At 64.3% G+C, this 14,452-nt stretch carries 13 protein-coding genes; 3 read left to right on the forward strand and 10 right to left on the reverse strand.

Annotated features, from left to right (window positions below):
* Positions 1 to 237: 237 nt before the first annotated feature.
* The 4 genes from VIR09_RS17960 to VIR09_RS17975 are packed head-to-tail and all read right to left on the reverse strand — an operon-like array spanning position 238 to position 5,049.
* A complete protein-coding gene (locus VIR09_RS17960; RefSeq protein ID WP_332014099.1) occupies positions 238 to 1,302 on the reverse strand; it encodes a branched-chain amino acid ABC transporter permease in 1,065 nt (354 codons plus the stop codon).
* Between the two features lie 26 nt (positions 1,303 to 1,328).
* On the reverse strand, positions 1,329 to 2,258 hold the full coding sequence (locus VIR09_RS17965) for a branched-chain amino acid ABC transporter permease (RefSeq protein ID WP_013396773.1): 930 nt from the start codon (positions 2,256 to 2,258) through the stop codon (positions 1,329 to 1,331).
* Positions 2,259 to 2,269: 11 nt separating this feature from the next.
* Positions 2,270 to 3,067, reverse strand: coding sequence for an ABC transporter ATP-binding protein (locus VIR09_RS17970; protein ID WP_054456930.1), 798 nt, complete (start codon positions 3,065 to 3,067; stop codon positions 2,270 to 2,272).
* A 5-nt stretch (positions 3,068 to 3,072) separates the two neighbouring features.
* The gene (locus VIR09_RS17975; protein ID WP_332014100.1) at positions 3,073 to 5,049 is read right to left on the reverse strand and encodes an AMP-dependent synthetase/ligase; all 1,977 of its coding nucleotides are present in this window, start codon (positions 5,047 to 5,049) and stop codon (positions 3,073 to 3,075) included.
* Positions 5,050 to 5,218: 169 nt separating this feature from the next.
* On the opposite strand from VIR09_RS17975, the gene VIR09_RS17980 reads away from it, so the two are divergent.
* From VIR09_RS17980 to VIR09_RS17990, 3 genes are all read left to right on the forward strand, one after another.
* The gene (locus VIR09_RS17980; RefSeq protein WP_332014101.1) at positions 5,219 to 5,923 is read left to right on the forward strand and encodes a Crp/Fnr family transcriptional regulator; all 705 of its coding nucleotides are present in this window, start codon (positions 5,219 to 5,221) and stop codon (positions 5,921 to 5,923) included.
* Positions 5,924 to 5,986: 63 nt separating this feature from the next.
* Positions 5,987 to 6,448, forward strand: coding sequence for a MarR family transcriptional regulator (locus VIR09_RS17985; RefSeq protein ID WP_332014102.1), 462 nt, complete (start codon positions 5,987 to 5,989; stop codon positions 6,446 to 6,448).
* Between the two features lie 144 nt (positions 6,449 to 6,592).
* Positions 6,593 to 7,018, forward strand: coding sequence for an organic hydroperoxide resistance protein (locus tag VIR09_RS17990; RefSeq protein WP_013396768.1), 426 nt, complete (start codon positions 6,593 to 6,595; stop codon positions 7,016 to 7,018).
* 887 nt (positions 7,019 to 7,905) lie between these two features.
* Here the strand turns inward: VIR09_RS17990 and VIR09_RS17995 are convergent.
* The 6 genes from VIR09_RS17995 to VIR09_RS18020 all read right to left on the reverse strand — a co-directional run.
* On the reverse strand, positions 7,906 to 8,628 hold the full coding sequence (locus VIR09_RS17995; protein WP_013396767.1) for an ABC transporter ATP-binding protein: 723 nt from the start codon (positions 8,626 to 8,628) through the stop codon (positions 7,906 to 7,908).
* An 18-nt stretch (positions 8,629 to 8,646) separates the two neighbouring features.
* Positions 8,647 to 10,569: a branched-chain amino acid ABC transporter ATP-binding protein/permease gene (locus VIR09_RS18000; RefSeq protein ID WP_332014103.1), complete on the reverse strand. Its 1,923-nt coding sequence runs from the start codon at positions 10,567 to 10,569 to the stop codon at positions 8,647 to 8,649.
* 3 nt (positions 10,570 to 10,572) lie between these two features.
* Positions 10,573 to 11,445: a branched-chain amino acid ABC transporter permease gene (locus VIR09_RS18005; protein ID WP_332014104.1), complete on the reverse strand. Its 873-nt coding sequence runs from the start codon at positions 11,443 to 11,445 to the stop codon at positions 10,573 to 10,575.
* Between the two features lie 200 nt (positions 11,446 to 11,645).
* Entirely contained in the window at positions 11,646 to 12,809 is a 1,164-nt protein-coding gene (locus VIR09_RS18010) for an ABC transporter substrate-binding protein (protein ID WP_332014105.1), read from the reverse strand.
* Between the two features lie 284 nt (positions 12,810 to 13,093).
* Entirely contained in the window at positions 13,094 to 14,035 is a 942-nt protein-coding gene (locus tag VIR09_RS18015; RefSeq protein ID WP_332014106.1) for a LysR substrate-binding domain-containing protein, read from the reverse strand.
* Positions 14,036 to 14,151: 116 nt separating this feature from the next.
* Positions 14,152 to 14,452: LysE/ArgO family amino acid transporter (locus tag VIR09_RS18020; RefSeq protein ID WP_332014107.1), on the reverse strand; the 301-nt coding region annotated here is incomplete at its 5' end.

Genomic DNA, 14,452 nt, shown 5'->3' on the forward strand with positions numbered 1-14,452 from the left:
CGGAACGAACTGCTCTTCCGCCGCCATTGCCGGCGTGGCCACGGCGCCTGCGGCGCCGGCTGCGGCCATCAAAGCTGCCGCCAACTTCAGGTTAAGACGCTTCATCTCCATTTACCTCCTGCGTGGTGCTTGGGTCAGTAAACCCTGGGACACCGGGATTGGCCCGGTCTTGAGCCGGGTATTCAGGGCGGGTCCGGAGCGCTTGTGCCGCTGCGGACCGCGGAAATCAATGCGAAATCAGTGGGGGAAGGGCCAGATGCGCAGCTTCTCCTTGCCGATGCTCCATAGCCTGGCCAGCCCATGGGGTTCGGCGATCAGGAAGAACACGATCAGCGCGCCGAACACCATGTGTTCGATGTGCGCCGCCGTGTCCACCGACAGCGGAATGCCCAGCATGTGCGGAATATTGGACAGCGCCACCGGCACCAGCACGATGAAGGCCGCGCCGAAGAAGCTGCCGATGATCGAACCCAGCCCGCCGATGATCACCATGAACAGCAGCTGGAACGAACGCGTCAGGTCGAACGCCAACGGCTCCCAGGAACCCAGGTGGATGTAGCCCCACAAGGCCCCGGCCACACCGACGATGAACGAGCTGACCGCGAAGGCCGTGAGCTTGGCGTACATGGGGCGGATGCCGATGACCGAGGCCGCCACGTCCATGTCCCGGATCGCCATCCACTGGCGGCCGATGGCGCCGCGCACCAGATTCTTGGCCAGCAGGCTGAACACCACCACCAGGATCAGCACGAACAGGTACTTTTCCAGCGCGCTCTGCACCGGCAGGCCGAAGGCCGTCAGCGGCGGCACCGAGACGTTGCCGGACGACGAGTAGTTGGTGAAGAAGGGGATGCGCAGGAATGCCCAATCGACGAAGAACTGCGCGGCCAGCGTCGCCACTGCCAGGTACAGGCCGCGGATGCGCAGGCTGGGTATGCCGAAGATCACGCCCACGATGGTGGCGAAGAAGCCGCCCAGCAGGATCTGGATGATCAGCGGCATGCCGGGAAAGCGCACGCCGAAGTTCCAGGCCGCGTAGGCGCCCACCGCCATGAAGGCGCCGGTGCCCAGCGAGATCTGGCCGCAATAGCCCACCAGGATGTTCAGGCCCACGGCGGCCAGCGCCAGGATCAGGAACGGGATCAGGATGGCGCGCAGCAGGTAGTCGCTGGCCATGGCCGGGATGGCGACGAAGGCCACCGCCAGCAGCAGCCAGATGAAGATGCGGTCCTGGCGGATCGGAAAGATCTGCTGGTCAGCGCGATAGCTGGTCTTGAATTGGCCGTTTTCGCGATAGAACATTTTTTTATCCTAGAGGGCCTGTGGGCTCAGACGCGGTCGATGATCTTCTCGCCGAACAGCCCTTGCGGACGGAACAGCAGGAACACCAGCGCCAGCACATAGGCGAACCAGATTTCGATACCGCCGCCTACCAGCGACCCCAGATAGACCTCGGACAGCTTTTCGCCCACGCCGATGATCAGGCCGCCCAGGATGGCGCCCGGCACCGAGGTCAGGCCGCCCAGGATCACCACCGGCAGCGCCCGCAGCGCCGCGGTGGACAGCGTGAACTGCACGCCGAACTTCGAGCCCCAGATGATCCCCGCCACCAGGGCCACCAGCCCTGCCACGCTCCAGACGATCACCCAGATGCGGTTCAGCGGAATGCCGATGGACTGCGCGGCCTGGTGGTCGTCGGCCACCGCGCGCAGGGCGCGGCCGGTCGAGGTGTACTGGAAGAACAGCGCCAGCGCGGCCACCAGCAGGGCGGCGATCACCGCCGCTGTCAGGTCTTCCAGGTTGATCAGCAAGCCGCCCTCGAAGACCGAATCCAGGATCATCAGCGGATCCTTGGGCATGCCGACGTTGATGGAATACACCGAACTGCCGAACGTGATCTGGCCCAGGCCGTCGAGGAAGTAGCTGATGCCCAGCGTTGCCATCAGCAGGGTGGTGGCTTCCTGGTTGACCAGGTGGCGCAGCACGAAGCGTTCGATGGCGACCGCCAGCAGGAACATGACGATGGCGCTGACGATGAAGGCCAGCACGTTGGCCAGGATCATGTTGTCGAAGCCGAACCAGCGCGGCAGCCATTCCGAGAAGCGCGCCATGGACAGCGCCGCCACCAGCACCATCGCGCCCTGCGCGAAGTTGAAGACGCCCGACGCCTTGAAGATCAGCACGAAGCCCAGGCCGATCAGCGCATACAGCATGCCGCTCATCAGGCCGCCGAATAAGGTCTCTAGAAAAAATCCCATGTCTGTCCGCCTTAGTGCGACACGCCGAGGTAGGCGCGGATGACGTCTTCGTTTGCGCGGACCTCGTCCGGCTTGCCGTCGCCGATCTTCTTGCCGTAGTCCAGCACCACGACGCGATCCGAGATGTCCATCACCACGCCCATGTCGTGCTCGATCAGCACGATGGTGGTGCCGAACTCGTCGTTCACGTCCAGGATGAAGCGGCTCATGTCCTGCTTCTCTTCGATGTTCATGCCGGCCATGGGCTCGTCGAGCAACAGCAGGCGCGGCTCCATCGCCAGCGCGCGGCCCAGGTCCACACGCTTTTGCAGGCCGTAGGGCAGGCGGCCCACGGGCGTCTTGCGGTAGGCCTGGATTTCCAGGAAGTCGACGATGTTCTCGACGAACTCGCGGTGCTTGATCTCTTCGCGCTCGGCCGGTCCCAGGCGAAACGCCTGCGCCAGCAATCCGCACTTCATGCGCAGGTTGCGGCCCGTCATGATGTTGTCCAGCACGCTCATGCCCTTGAACAGCGCCAGGTTCTGGAAGGTGCGGGCGATGCCCATTTCGGCGGCGCGGCGCGGATTCATGCGCGAGAAGCGTTCGCCGCGGAACTCGATGCCGCCTTGCTGCGGCGTGTAGACGCCGTTGATGACGTTGAGCATCGAGCTCTTGCCGGCGCCGTTGGGGCCGATGATGGCGCGGATCTCGTGTTCGCGCACATTGAAGGAAATGTCCGTCAGCGCCTTCACGCCGCCAAAGGACAGCGAGATGTTCTGCATGTCCAGCATGACGTCGCCAATGCGCTGGTCGCGGTCGTTGTTGCTCATGATCTCTACGCGGCCTTGGCAGTGATGGCGGGAAACGTCTTGACGGGGCGGATCTTCAGGTCCGCCGAGATCTTGCCGGTGCGTCCGTCTTCGAATTTCACTTCGGTTTCGATGAACTGCGACTGCTTGCCGCCGAACAGCGCGTCGATCAGCACGCCATACTTCTGCGCGATAAAGGCGCGGCGCACCTTGCGCGTGCGGGTCAGCTCGTCGTCGTCCGGATCCAGTTCCTTGTGCAGGATGAGGAAGCGGCTGATCTGCGAGGCCGACAGCTTGGGATCGGTGGCCAGGTCGGCGTTGACCTGCTCCACGCACTCGGCGATCAACTGGTAGACCTCGTCCTTGGACGCCAGGTCGGTGTAGCCGGCATAGGGCATGCCGCGACGCTCGGCCCAGTTGCCCACGGCTTCCAGGTCGATGTTGATGAAGGCGCACACGTCTTCGCGGTTGGCGCCGAAGGCCACCGCTTCCTTGATGTGCTGGAAGAACTTGAGCTTGTTCTCGATGTACTTGGGCGCGAACAGGCTGCCGTTGGCGAGCTTGCCCACGTCCTTGGCGCGATCGATGATCTTCAGCTGGCCATCGGTATCGAGATAGCCCGCATCGCCCGTGTGGAACCAGCCATCGGCGCTGCGCGCTTCGGCGGTCGCCTCGGGGTTGCGGTAGTACTCCTTGAAGAGCCCAGGGCTCTTGACCAGGATCTCCCCGTTGTCGGCCACGCGGATCTCCACGCCTTCGACCGGCGGGCCCACGGTGTCGTCGCGCACCTTGCCGTCGGGCTGGACGCAGACGAAGACCGAGGTTTCGGTGGAACCATAGAGCTGCTTGAGGTTGATGCCGATGGAGCGGTAGAACACGAACAAGTCGGGGCCGATGGCCTCGCCTGCGGTGTAGGCCACGCGCACCCGGCTCATGCCCAGCGCGTTGCGCAGGGGGCCGTAGATCATCATATTGCCCAGCGCGTAGCGCATGCGGTCCCAGGCGTTGACCTGTTCGCCATCCAGGATCCGGGTGCCCACGCGCCGCGCAAGCTTCATGCAGGCCGCGAACAGCTTGCGCTTGATCAGGCCCGCGTCTTCCATGCGGATCATCACATGCGTCAGCAGGCCTTCCAGCACGCGCGGCGGCGCGAAGTAATAGGTCGGCCCGATGTCGCGCATGTCGATCGAGACGGTGTCGGGCGATTCGGGATGGTTCACGGTGAAACCGGTGACCAGCAGCTGCGTGTACGAGAACATGTTCTGGCCGATCCAGGCGGGCGGCAGGTAGGCCAGCACGTCTTCCTGGTCGGTCAGCTTTTCCATCTCGGACACGGCGCGCGCGCGGTCGATCAGCGCATGGTGCGTGAGCACCACGCCCTTGGGCTTGCCGGTGGTGCCCGAGGTATAGAACATGGCGGCCGGATCATGCGGCTGCACGGCGGCGACGGCCTGGTCGAAGAAGCCAGGATGCTGCGCGGCGTACTCGCGGCCCAGCTCCTCCAGTTGTTCATACGAGCGCAGCATCGGGTCGGCGTAGTGTCGCAGACCACGCGGATCGTCGTAGACCACGTGTTGCAAGGCAGGGCATTGCTCGCGGACTTCGAGCATCTTGTCGACCTGTTCCTGGTCTTCGACGATGGCCACGCTGATCTCGGCGTCCTGCAGCACGTAGACCATTTCCTGCGCGACGGCGTCCTGATAGAGCGGCACGGGGATCGCGCCCAGCGACTGCGCGGCCATCATGGCCATGTACAGGCGCGGACGGTTCTCGCCGATGACGGCCACGTGCATGCCGGGCCTGATGCCCAGCGCGGCCAAGCCATGCGCGACGTGCCGGACATGCTCCGCCACTTCGGACCACGTAAGGGTTTGCCAGATCCCCAGATCTTTTTCGCGTATGGCGGGCCGCGACCCGCGAACGCTGGCATGCGTGAACAGCAGCGCCGGAAAGGTATCCAGCGCAGCCGGCATCTGTGCAGATGCGGGCGGTGTATGTGCCACGATGTCTCCTCCGGTTTGGGCGCATCGGGCCAGGAGTCCGCGTGAGCGGCAGTGGCAATGAAGCGCTTGACCAGTTGGTTTTAGATTTACGGCAGGAGTTAAGGTATAAGGTTGGGTTGCTACCAACTGTCACCATCGCGACATTCAAGGAACTTTTAGGGTATTCCCGATGCAGCTAGCCGACTCCCTGCAACTCGCCGCCGCCTGGTTTCGCGTGCTCAGCCGCGACCAACAAGAGCGCGTCGAGCGGGACCTGACCGTGCAGCAGGTGGTTGCCGGGTCGATCATAGAGCGCAAAGGTGAACTCGCCCAGGCTTGGATAGGCGTGCTGGCGGGACTGGTCAAGGTTTCGGTGGGCAACGCCGAAGGCAAGGTGGCATCGCTGACCGGCGTGCCTGCCGGCGGCTGGATAGGCGAAGGCTCGCTGCTCAAGCGCGAGATCCGCAAGTACGACATCGTTGCGCTGCGGGATTCGGTGGTGGCGCGTCTGCCTGCCCCCACCTTCGACTGGCTGCTGGACAGCAGCATCCCGTTCAATCGCTATCTGCTCCACCAATTGAACGAGCGCGTGGCGCAGTTCATCGGCAAGGCGGAGTACGACCGCCTGCTGGATCCCGACGCGCGCGTGGCCCGATGCCTGGCCGAGCTCTTCAACCCTTTGCTGTACCCCGGCATGGGGATGCGCCTGACGATTACGCAGGAAGAGGTAGGCTATCTGGCCCGGGTGTCGCGCCAGCGCGCCAACCAGGCGCTGCGCAAGCTGGAAGAGGCGGGCTTGCTCAATGTGGAGTACGGCGCGGTTCGGGTGCTGGATCTGGACGGCCTGAAGCAATACGGATCGGACCGCGACGTGGTCGAAGGCGAGCCGGCCTAGGGTGTCGGCCGTTGGACGAAAAAAAAGCTTGACGATAAATAGCGCGCTATTTAATATTGCACAATGAAATCCCGATCCAAACCCAAAGCGGCATTCAACCCGTTGCTGCTGGACAACCAGTTGTGTTTCGCCCTGTACGCGACCTCGCTGGCGATGAACAAGGCGTATCGGAAGTTGCTGCGCGGGTTGGACCTGACCTATCCGCAGTACCTGGTGATGCTGGTGCTTTGGGAGGGCGATGAAATTACGGTGACGGATATCGGCGAGCGCCTGTTCCTGGATTCCGCGACGTTGACGCCGTTGCTCAAGCGGCTGGAAGCGGCGGGCCTGGTGACGCGCCAGCGCGCGGTGGAAGACGAGCGCCAGGTGATCGTCGGGCTGACCCGCCAGGGCCGCGAGCTGCGCGCGCAGGCGGAAGCGGTGCCGCATTCGATCGCGGACGCCGCGCAGTGTTCGCTGGAAGAGGCGCAAGGTATGATGAAAACGCTGCATGCGCTGCGGCGGAAGCTGACCGCAAGTCTTTGAAGTGGCGGGCAATGCCCGCTATCGTTAGGTTAAATAAATAGTGCACTATTTAATATTGCACTATTTAATTAGTAAGGGCCATGGTGGGGTGTACCCGCCGGTGCCTGGCAGTCCAACCTCCATTTCCATAAAAGGAAACGCATCATGTCTATCGAAAAAGTGCTCTACCGCGCTCATGCGCACGTTACCGGCGGCCGTGAAGGCACGGGCGCCACGGACGACGGCAACCTGAACGTCAAACTGACCACGCCGAAGGAACTGGGCGGCGCGGGCGCGGCGGGCACCAATCCGGAACAGCTGTTCGCAGTGGGCTATTCGGCATGCTTCATGGGCGCCATGAAATTCGTCGCCGGCCGCGACAAGATCGCCATGCCGTCCAACGCGACGATCGACGGCGCTGTTGGCATCGGTCCTATTCCTACGGGGTTCGGGATCGAAGTCGAATTGAAGATTTCGTTGCCGGGGATGGAGCGGGCCGAGGCGGAGAAGCTGGTGGCTGCGGCGCATATCGTTTGCCCTTATTCGAATGCTACGCGTGGGAATATTGACGTGACGTTGACGATTGTCTGATCGTTGATGGTTGGTTGATGTTCTAGTGGCGGGCGGCCTTGTTCGTAGGCCGCCCGTCGTCGCGTGCGGCGTGGCGGCTCGCGCCCACGATTGCGGTCCGGAGCGTTCGCTCCGGACTTCCCCGTCCTCATCCTCGTTGCCGCCTGCGGCGGCTGCCTTCGGATTCCGTCGGGCGCATCGAGGTTGCGAGCCGCCACGCCGCACGCGACGCCGGGCTACGTGCGTCTTGGCTCGCTGCGCCGCTAGAGCTGTGGTCAGTGGCGAGTCTTGTGCTGCCCGTTATTTCCGGCCGCGCGGGCGGCCGGAAATAACATACGTGGTTTTTGAAATCTCGATCGTGCTCGCTGTCGCGCATGTGGACAGTTGTTTTCTGATGGCATCGCCGTCCAGGGGGGGGGGCGGTGATGGGCGGCGCGCGTTGGGCAATGGCTTGCGCACGCAGAGCGTCTCGCGCGCCGCCCATCCGGCACCGGAGTTGAATTGCAGATGTTAGGCAGAGCTGAGCTGAATCGACGTGATGCCGCAGCCACTGCGCGCAGCGCCATCACCCGACGCAAGACACCGCGTAAGCCCCAAAAGGCCGCCCGCGCGGCCGGCCTGGGGCGGGCCCCGCAAGACCCGCCACCACACCCCGATGCGGAAAAAAACGCCAAGCACACCGCTCGCCCCAGCGCCCGTGAAAATTCAGATAACGCAGCCTGCCGCGTCGGGGACTCGCGCTGCGCGGGGCGTCGATAAGCCCGAGGGAATCCGTAGGAACCGCCGCAGGCGGTGACGAGGATGACGAAGGGGAAGCCCGGAGCGAAGGCTCCGGGCCGCAATCGTTGCCCCGCGCAGCGCGAGTCCCCGACGCGGCAGGCGTCTTAAGAACTCAACGCCGCCAGCCCTTAATGCGACCCGCCAAGATAAGCCGCCACAACCGCCGGATCATGCTTCAACTTATCCGCACTCCCATGCACAGAGATCCGCCCGTTCTCCAACACATACCCATAATCCGCCACATTCAACGCCGCCGCAGCAAACTGCTCCACCAGCAGCATCGTTACCCCTTCATCCTTGAGCCGCGCAATGATCCGGAAAACCTCTTCCACCAGGATCGGCGCCAAACCCATCGAAGGCTCATCCAGCAGTACCAGTTCGGGATTCAGCATGACGGCCCGCGCCATGGCCAGCATCTGCTGCTCGCCGCCCGACAACGTCCCCGCCAACTGATCGCGCCGTTCCTTCAAGCGCGGAAACAGATCCATGGCGCGGCCCAGGTCGGATTGCACGTCGCCCTTGGGACGGCTGCCCGTCAGGCGCGGGAAAGCGCCCAGCAGCAGGTTGTCGGTGACCGACAGCGTCGGGAACACCCGCCGGCCTTCGGGCGAGTGCGCCAGCCCCAGCCGCGCGATGCGGTGGGACTCCAGGCCGTCGATGCGCTTGCCGCTCAGCGTGACCTCGCCCGCGGTCGGACGGATCATGCCCGAGAGCGCCCGCATCGTGGTGGTCTTGCCGGCGCCATTGGAGCCGATCAGCGTCACCACCTTGGCCTTCGGCACCTCCATGCTGATGCCGTGCAGCACCTTCACCTTGCCGTAGCCCGCTTCCAGATTCTTGATCGATAGCATCTTGTTGTCCCCTTGGCGTCAGGCAGGCGCGCCGCCCAGATACGCCTCGATGACCTTGGCGTTGCTTTGCACTTCGTTGGGCAGGCCCTCGGCGATCTTCTGGCCGAAGTCCAGCACCGACACGGTGTCGCACACCCCCATCACCACGTCCATGTGGTGTTCGATGAGGATCAGCGTAATGCCGTGGTCGCGCACCTTGCGGATGATGGCCAGCAGCTCGACGATGTCGGGCGCGGTCAGGCCGGCCGCGGGTTCGTCCAGCAGCAGCAGTTGCGGGTCCAGGGCCAGGGCGCGGGCGATTTCGAGCAGGCGCTGCTTGCCGTAGGGCAGGTTGCGCGCTTCTTCGCTGGCCAGGGATTCCAGGCCCACGAATTCCAGCAGCGCCATGGCGCGGGCGCGGGCGCCCTGTTCCTCGCCCTTCCATTTGGAGGTGCGCAGCGCGATGCCGGCCAGGCCCGTGGTGAAGGTGTGGTGCAGGCCGACCAGGACGTTCTCCAGCGCCGTCATTTCGCCGAACAGCTGCACGTTCTGGAAGGTGCGCGCGATGCCGGTTTCGGCGATGTCCGCCGGAGTCATGCCGACCAGCGACTTGCCCGAGAATTCCACCGCGCCGGCGGTAGGCACGTAAATGCCCGTCAGCACGTTCATCATGGTGCTCTTGCCGGAACCGTTGGGGCCGATCAGGCCATGGATGGTGCCGCGCTTGACGGTCAGATCGACCTGGTTCAGCGCCTTCAGGCCGCCGAACTGCATCAGCACGCCCTTGGCCGCCAGCAGCGTGTCGCCCTTGCCCTTGGCCGCATCGGGCACGGCTTCCTGTTCCTTGACCAGGTCCGATTTGACCGAGAGCGCGGCGCGGCGGTTGGAGAAGAACAGGTTGCGCACGAAGCCGACGATGCCGTCGGGCAGGTAGTAGACGACGAACAGGATCATGGCGCCGAAGATCGTCAGGCGCCAGTCGGTCACCGCTTCCAGCCAGTACGAGAACACTGCCAGCAGGATGGTGCCTACGACCGGCACGGCCACACGGCGCGGTTCGGTGCGGCCCTTGGAGATCGCTATCGCACTGCCCACGGTCACCAGGACCGCCACGGCCAGCGCGATCAGCCTGAAGGTCGAGATGTCGTCCAGCATCTTGGGCAGCAGTACGATGATGGAGGCGCCCAGCAGCGCGCCCGTGCGGCTTTTGCGGCCGCCCATGATGATGGCCAGCAGGAACAGAATGGTCAGTTCGAAGTTGTAGGTATTGGGCGAAATGTACTGTTCCGAGTACGAGTACAGCGCGCCGGCCAGTCCCGCGAAACCAGCGCTGATCACGAAGGCGAACACCTTGTGCCGGTAGACCGACACGCCCATGCAGTCCGACGCGATCGGGCTGTCGCGCAGGGCCTCGAACGAGCGGCCCAGGTGCGACTTGAGGATGCGGTGCACCACGATCAGCGACAGCACCAGCAACGCGGCGACCAGCCAGAAGTATTCGGCCTTGGTCAGCACGTGTCCGGCGATGGCCGGCTTGGAGATCTTGATGCCCAGGGGCCCTTCGGTGAGGAAGGTCATCTCGTTGATCAGGATCTGGATGATGGTGCCGAAGGCCAGCGTCACCATGGCCAGATACGGCCCCGTGACCCGCAGCGCCGGCAGCGCCAGCACCGCACCGAAGGCCGCCGCGATCAGGATGGCGGCGGGCAGGATCACCCAGATGGGCATCTGCAGGTGGAAGAACAGCACGCCGGCCACATACGAGCCGATGCCGAACAGGCCGGCGTGGCCCAGGGAGACCTGGCCGGTATAGCCCACCACGATATCGAGCCCGAACAGCAGGATCGAGTAGATCATGATGGTTTCGATGAGGTGCAGATAGTACGTGTTGGTCACGCCCAGCGGCACGGCGGCCAGGCAGGCCACCGCCACGACGGATAGCAGGAGGTGCAAGGGTTTCATCGCTTACACCTTCTTGATCGCGGTCTTGCCGAACAGGCCGGCGGGCTTGAAGGTCAGTACGAGCAGCAGCAACACCAATCCCGGCACGTCTTTGTACCCCGTCGAAAGATAGAAACCAGTGGTCGTCTCGGCGATCCCCAGGATCAGCCCGCCCACTACCACGCCCATCCCGCTGGACAAGCCGCCGATGATCGCGACGGCGAAGGCTTTGAGGCCCAGCACCGCGCCCATGGTGGCGCCGGTAAGCGTCAGGGGCGCGACCAGCACGCCGGCAAACGCGGCCGTCAACGAAGACAGCGCGTAGGAAAACGTGATGACCATGCTTGTATTGATGCCCATCAGGCCGGCGGCGTCGCGGTCGTTGGAGGTGGCGACGAAGGCCTTGCCGTAGATGGACTTGCGGTTGAAGATTTCCACCAGCAGCATCATCGCCAGGGCGCCGAACACCACCAGCAGCTCCATGGGCAGGACGTTGGCGCCCAGCACCTGAATGGGCGCTTCCGGCAGCGGCGAGGGGAAGCGCAGGTCGTCGCGGCCCCAGATGTTCTCGGCCACGTTCTTGAAGATGATGCCCAGCGCGATGGTGGCCATGATCCAGCCGAATTCCGACCGCGCCTTGATGGCGGGCCTGACGCCCACGCGTTCGACCAGGGCGCCCTGTGCGAAGCCGAAGACGCAGACGATGGGGATCATGACCCAGTAGTTCACGCCCAGGCCGACCAGCGTAAGGCCGACGAGCGCGCCCAGCATCAGGGCTTCGCCCTGACCGAAGTTCAGTGTGCCCGAGGTGGCGAATGTGAGCTGGTATCCGAACGCAATGACGGCATAGATCATGCCTAGCGCGATACCGCTATAGATAAGCTGTAGAAGAATCATGGGTGTGTTTTCATAACGCCGGCGTTCCATTCCAGGCAACGCCCGCGGAACGCGGTGTTCAGTTGTCCAAGGCGCTGCGCGCCACCTGCATCACATGAAGCGGGAAAGGGCATGATCGAAGCGGCCGCGAAAGCGGCATTGCCGGTCCGCCGCGGCGCCCCCGGTGGGGAAGCGCCGCGGCCGATTCGGGAGCGGGCCGATCAGTTGGCCTTGACGACGCGCCCGGCCTTGACCTCGCCGATGACCACTTCCTTCGCGGTGATGGCGTCGTGGTTGTCGTGGGTGAACGGCTTGTTGTAGGTCATCACCACGCCTTCCACTGGCGTCTGCAGGTTTTCAAGCGCCTCGCGGACCTTCGGGCCGTCGGTGGAGTTGGCCTGCTTGATGGCCGCGGCCAACAGGAAGATCGAGTCGTAGCCCTGGGCCGCCGACACCGGTGAATCGATGCGGTTGTTCTTGGGCTTGAACTTGGCCAGGTAGGCGTCGATGAAGGCCTTGCGCTTGGGGGTGTCCGGGTCCTGGATGAAGGTCTGCGGCATGCGCGCGCCTTCGCCGTTCGTGCCCGAGTTGTCGATGTAGTTGGCCATCGACAGGGTCCAGCTGCCAATGATCGGCACCTTCCAGCCCAGCTTGGTCATGCCGTTGGCGACCTGGGCCAGTTCCGGGCCGATGCCGTAGGTCAGCACGGCCTCGGCGCCAGCGGCCTTGGCCTTCAACAGCTGGGCCGTCATGTCGACGTCCTTGATGTTGAATTTCTCGACGGCGACGGCCTTGATGCCCTTGGCGCTCAGGGCCTTTTCCAGGTCTTCGCGGCCCAACTGGCCGTAGTTGGTGGAGTCGGCCAGAATCGCCACTTTCTTGTAGCCGCGGCGGGTGATCGCTTCTTCCACGATCATCGGGGCCTGGATGCTGTCGTGCGCCGCGTTGCGGAACACGTAGTTGTCGGGGAATTCCGGGGCCTTGAACTGGTGCGTGATCACGCTGCCGGTGGCCACGTTGTTGAAGACCGGGATTTTGGCTTCCTGGTAGAAGCGCTGCGAGGCCAGCGCCACGCCCGTATTGATGTAGCCGACCGTGGCCGCTACCTGTTCTTTGTTGATCAATTCCTGGGCGATCTGCACGCCGCGTTCGTTCTTGGCTTCGTCGTCGCGTTCGACGGCCACCAGCTGGCGTCCGAGCACGCCGCCATTCTTGTTGATTTCTTCAATGGCAAGCCGCACGCCATCACGCATGCTCACGCCCATGGATGAGGAACCGCCGGTGTAGGGGCCGGCCACGCCGATCTTGATCGGGTCGGCGGCGTAAGAGGCGGCCGATGCGGCAAATGCAAGGGTTCCTGCGAGCAGCTTCAAACGAAAATCCATGGATGTCTCCGTTGTAATTAGATGAACTGCGTGGAAAACCGTGTGCCGGCGCCAGGCGGCGGGAATCGATTGCTGCGGCGCTCTCCTGTCTTGCGTGTTGTGACTGTCTGCTTAATCGCTTACGCGAATCTGACCCGGTGGGCGCTTTGCGCGTAAATACCTAGTACAGGCGCACGGGGCGCGGCCAGGCGTTGCGATGCCGCGCCGGGCCGGCCACGTTCGCCGCATGCTAGCCAGCGTGGCGCCCAAGCGTGCGGAAATTCGTTCCGCCCATCACTGGAAATTTATTCCTGACCGGCCGGCAGGCCGCGTGGCCATTGGGATGCCTGTTTGCACACGTCTTCCAGCCATAGGGAAAACGCTTGGACCGCACGGCCCGGGGGGCGCGCGCTTTCGGTGCACAGGTAGTACTGGGATTCGCCAGGGATCTCGATGTCCAGCACGCGCACCAGTTTGCCTTCGTCCAGCCATTCGGCGGCTAGGGTGCGGCGGGTCAGCGCCAGGCCCTGGCCGGCGCGCGCGGCGGCCAGCATCATGCCCAGATCCACCAGCCAGACACCGCGCGAGGGCTCGGGCCAGTCCAGTCCGGCGGCGTCCAGCCACGGACGCCAGGGCTCCATCGGGCACCGCAGCAGGCCGGCGGGGCCCAGGTCGGCGGGATGATGGAACGGACCATGCTTGGCCAGGTACGACGGCGAGCACACGGCAAACACCGGGTCGGCCGTGAGTTGCCGCGCCTGCAGGCCGGGATACTTGCCGCTGCCGAACCGTATCCAGACGTCCGCGTTGGGCGGCATGATGTCCAGGTAGGGAATCGACAGCATGATTTCCAGTTCCACGTCGGGATGCGCCGCCGTGAACCCGGGCAGATAGGGAATCAACACCTGGCGGGCGAACGTGGGCGTGGAGACGACGCGCAACGGTTCGGGCTTGGGTTCGCCGCGCTTGTGCAGCGAGGCGTCGGACAGCAGGTCCAGCGCGGTGCGCACCTGGTTGAGGTAGTCGCGTCCGGCTGCGCTGAGGGTGGTGCCGCGGCTGCTGCGGATGAAGAGCGAGACGTCCAGCAACGCTTCCAGCGCGGCGATCCGCTTGCCGATGGCGCTGGCGGTGACGAAGAGTTCTTCGCTGGCGCGCTCGAACGAGCCCAGCCGGGCCGCGGCTTCGAACGCCTGGATGGCGGCCAGCGGGGGCAGGCGCACATCTTTAGAGGGGGAGGGTCCGCGCATGATCGTCTGGCGGGCCGGCCGTGCGCCCGACGAAAAAGTGGCAACGGGGCATTATAAAAGTGATGGCGGCGCGCGCTCCGGTTGCGCCGCCTTGCCCGGGAAAAGGCCGGGCGGGCTTAGACGCCCTTGATCGCCAGGCTGACCGCCAGTGCCGCCATGACCACGGCGATGATGCCGTCCAGGACACGCCAGGCCGACGCGCTGGCGAAAAAGCGGGCGAACAGGCGCGAGCCGATGCCCAGCACGGCCAGCCACAACAGGCTGGCGGTGAAGGCGCCGGCGGCAAACGCCATGCGGGCGTCGTCGAACCCGTGCGCCAGCGAGCCGACCACCACCATGTCCAGCCAGAAGTGGGGGTTCAGCAACGAAAAGCCCAATGCGCCCAGCATCGCGGCGCGGCGCGAAGGCACCACATCG

Source organism: Achromobacter sp. (assembly GCF_036567245.1).
Classification (GTDB): domain Bacteria; phylum Pseudomonadota; class Gammaproteobacteria; order Burkholderiales; family Burkholderiaceae_B; genus Achromobacter.

What these genes read in the sequence shown, in the direction of transcription:
- VIR09_RS17960 (WP_332014099.1), bottom strand. Translation starts at nt 1,302, where the DNA reads ATGTTCTATCGCGAAAACGGCCAATTCAAGACCAGCTATCGCGCTGAC.
- VIR09_RS17965 (WP_013396773.1), bottom strand. Translation starts at nt 2,258, where the DNA reads ATGGGATTTTTTCTAGAGACCTTATTCGGCGGCCTGATGAGCGGCATG.
- VIR09_RS17970 (WP_054456930.1), bottom strand. Translation starts at nt 3,067, where the DNA reads ATGAGCAACAACGACCGCGACCAGCGCATTGGCGACGTCATGCTGGAC.
- VIR09_RS17980 (WP_332014101.1), top strand. Translation starts at nt 5,219, where the DNA reads ATGCAGCTAGCCGACTCCCTGCAACTCGCCGCCGCCTGGTTTCGCGTG.
- VIR09_RS17985 (WP_332014102.1), top strand. Translation starts at nt 5,987, where the DNA reads ATGAAATCCCGATCCAAACCCAAAGCGGCATTCAACCCGTTGCTGCTG.
- VIR09_RS17990 (WP_013396768.1), top strand. Translation starts at nt 6,593, where the DNA reads ATGTCTATCGAAAAAGTGCTCTACCGCGCTCATGCGCACGTTACCGGC.
- VIR09_RS17995 (WP_013396767.1), bottom strand. Translation starts at nt 8,628, where the DNA reads ATGCTATCGATCAAGAATCTGGAAGCGGGCTACGGCAAGGTGAAGGTG.
- VIR09_RS18000 (WP_332014103.1), bottom strand. Translation starts at nt 10,569, where the DNA reads ATGAAACCCTTGCACCTCCTGCTATCCGTCGTGGCGGTGGCCTGCCTG.
- VIR09_RS18005 (WP_332014104.1), bottom strand. Translation starts at nt 11,445, where the DNA reads ATGATTCTTCTACAGCTTATCTATAGCGGTATCGCGCTAGGCATGATC.
- VIR09_RS18010 (WP_332014105.1), bottom strand. Translation starts at nt 12,809, where the DNA reads ATGGATTTTCGTTTGAAGCTGCTCGCAGGAACCCTTGCATTTGCCGCA.
- VIR09_RS18015 (WP_332014106.1), bottom strand. Translation starts at nt 14,035, where the DNA reads ATGCGCGGACCCTCCCCCTCTAAAGATGTGCGCCTGCCCCCGCTGGCC.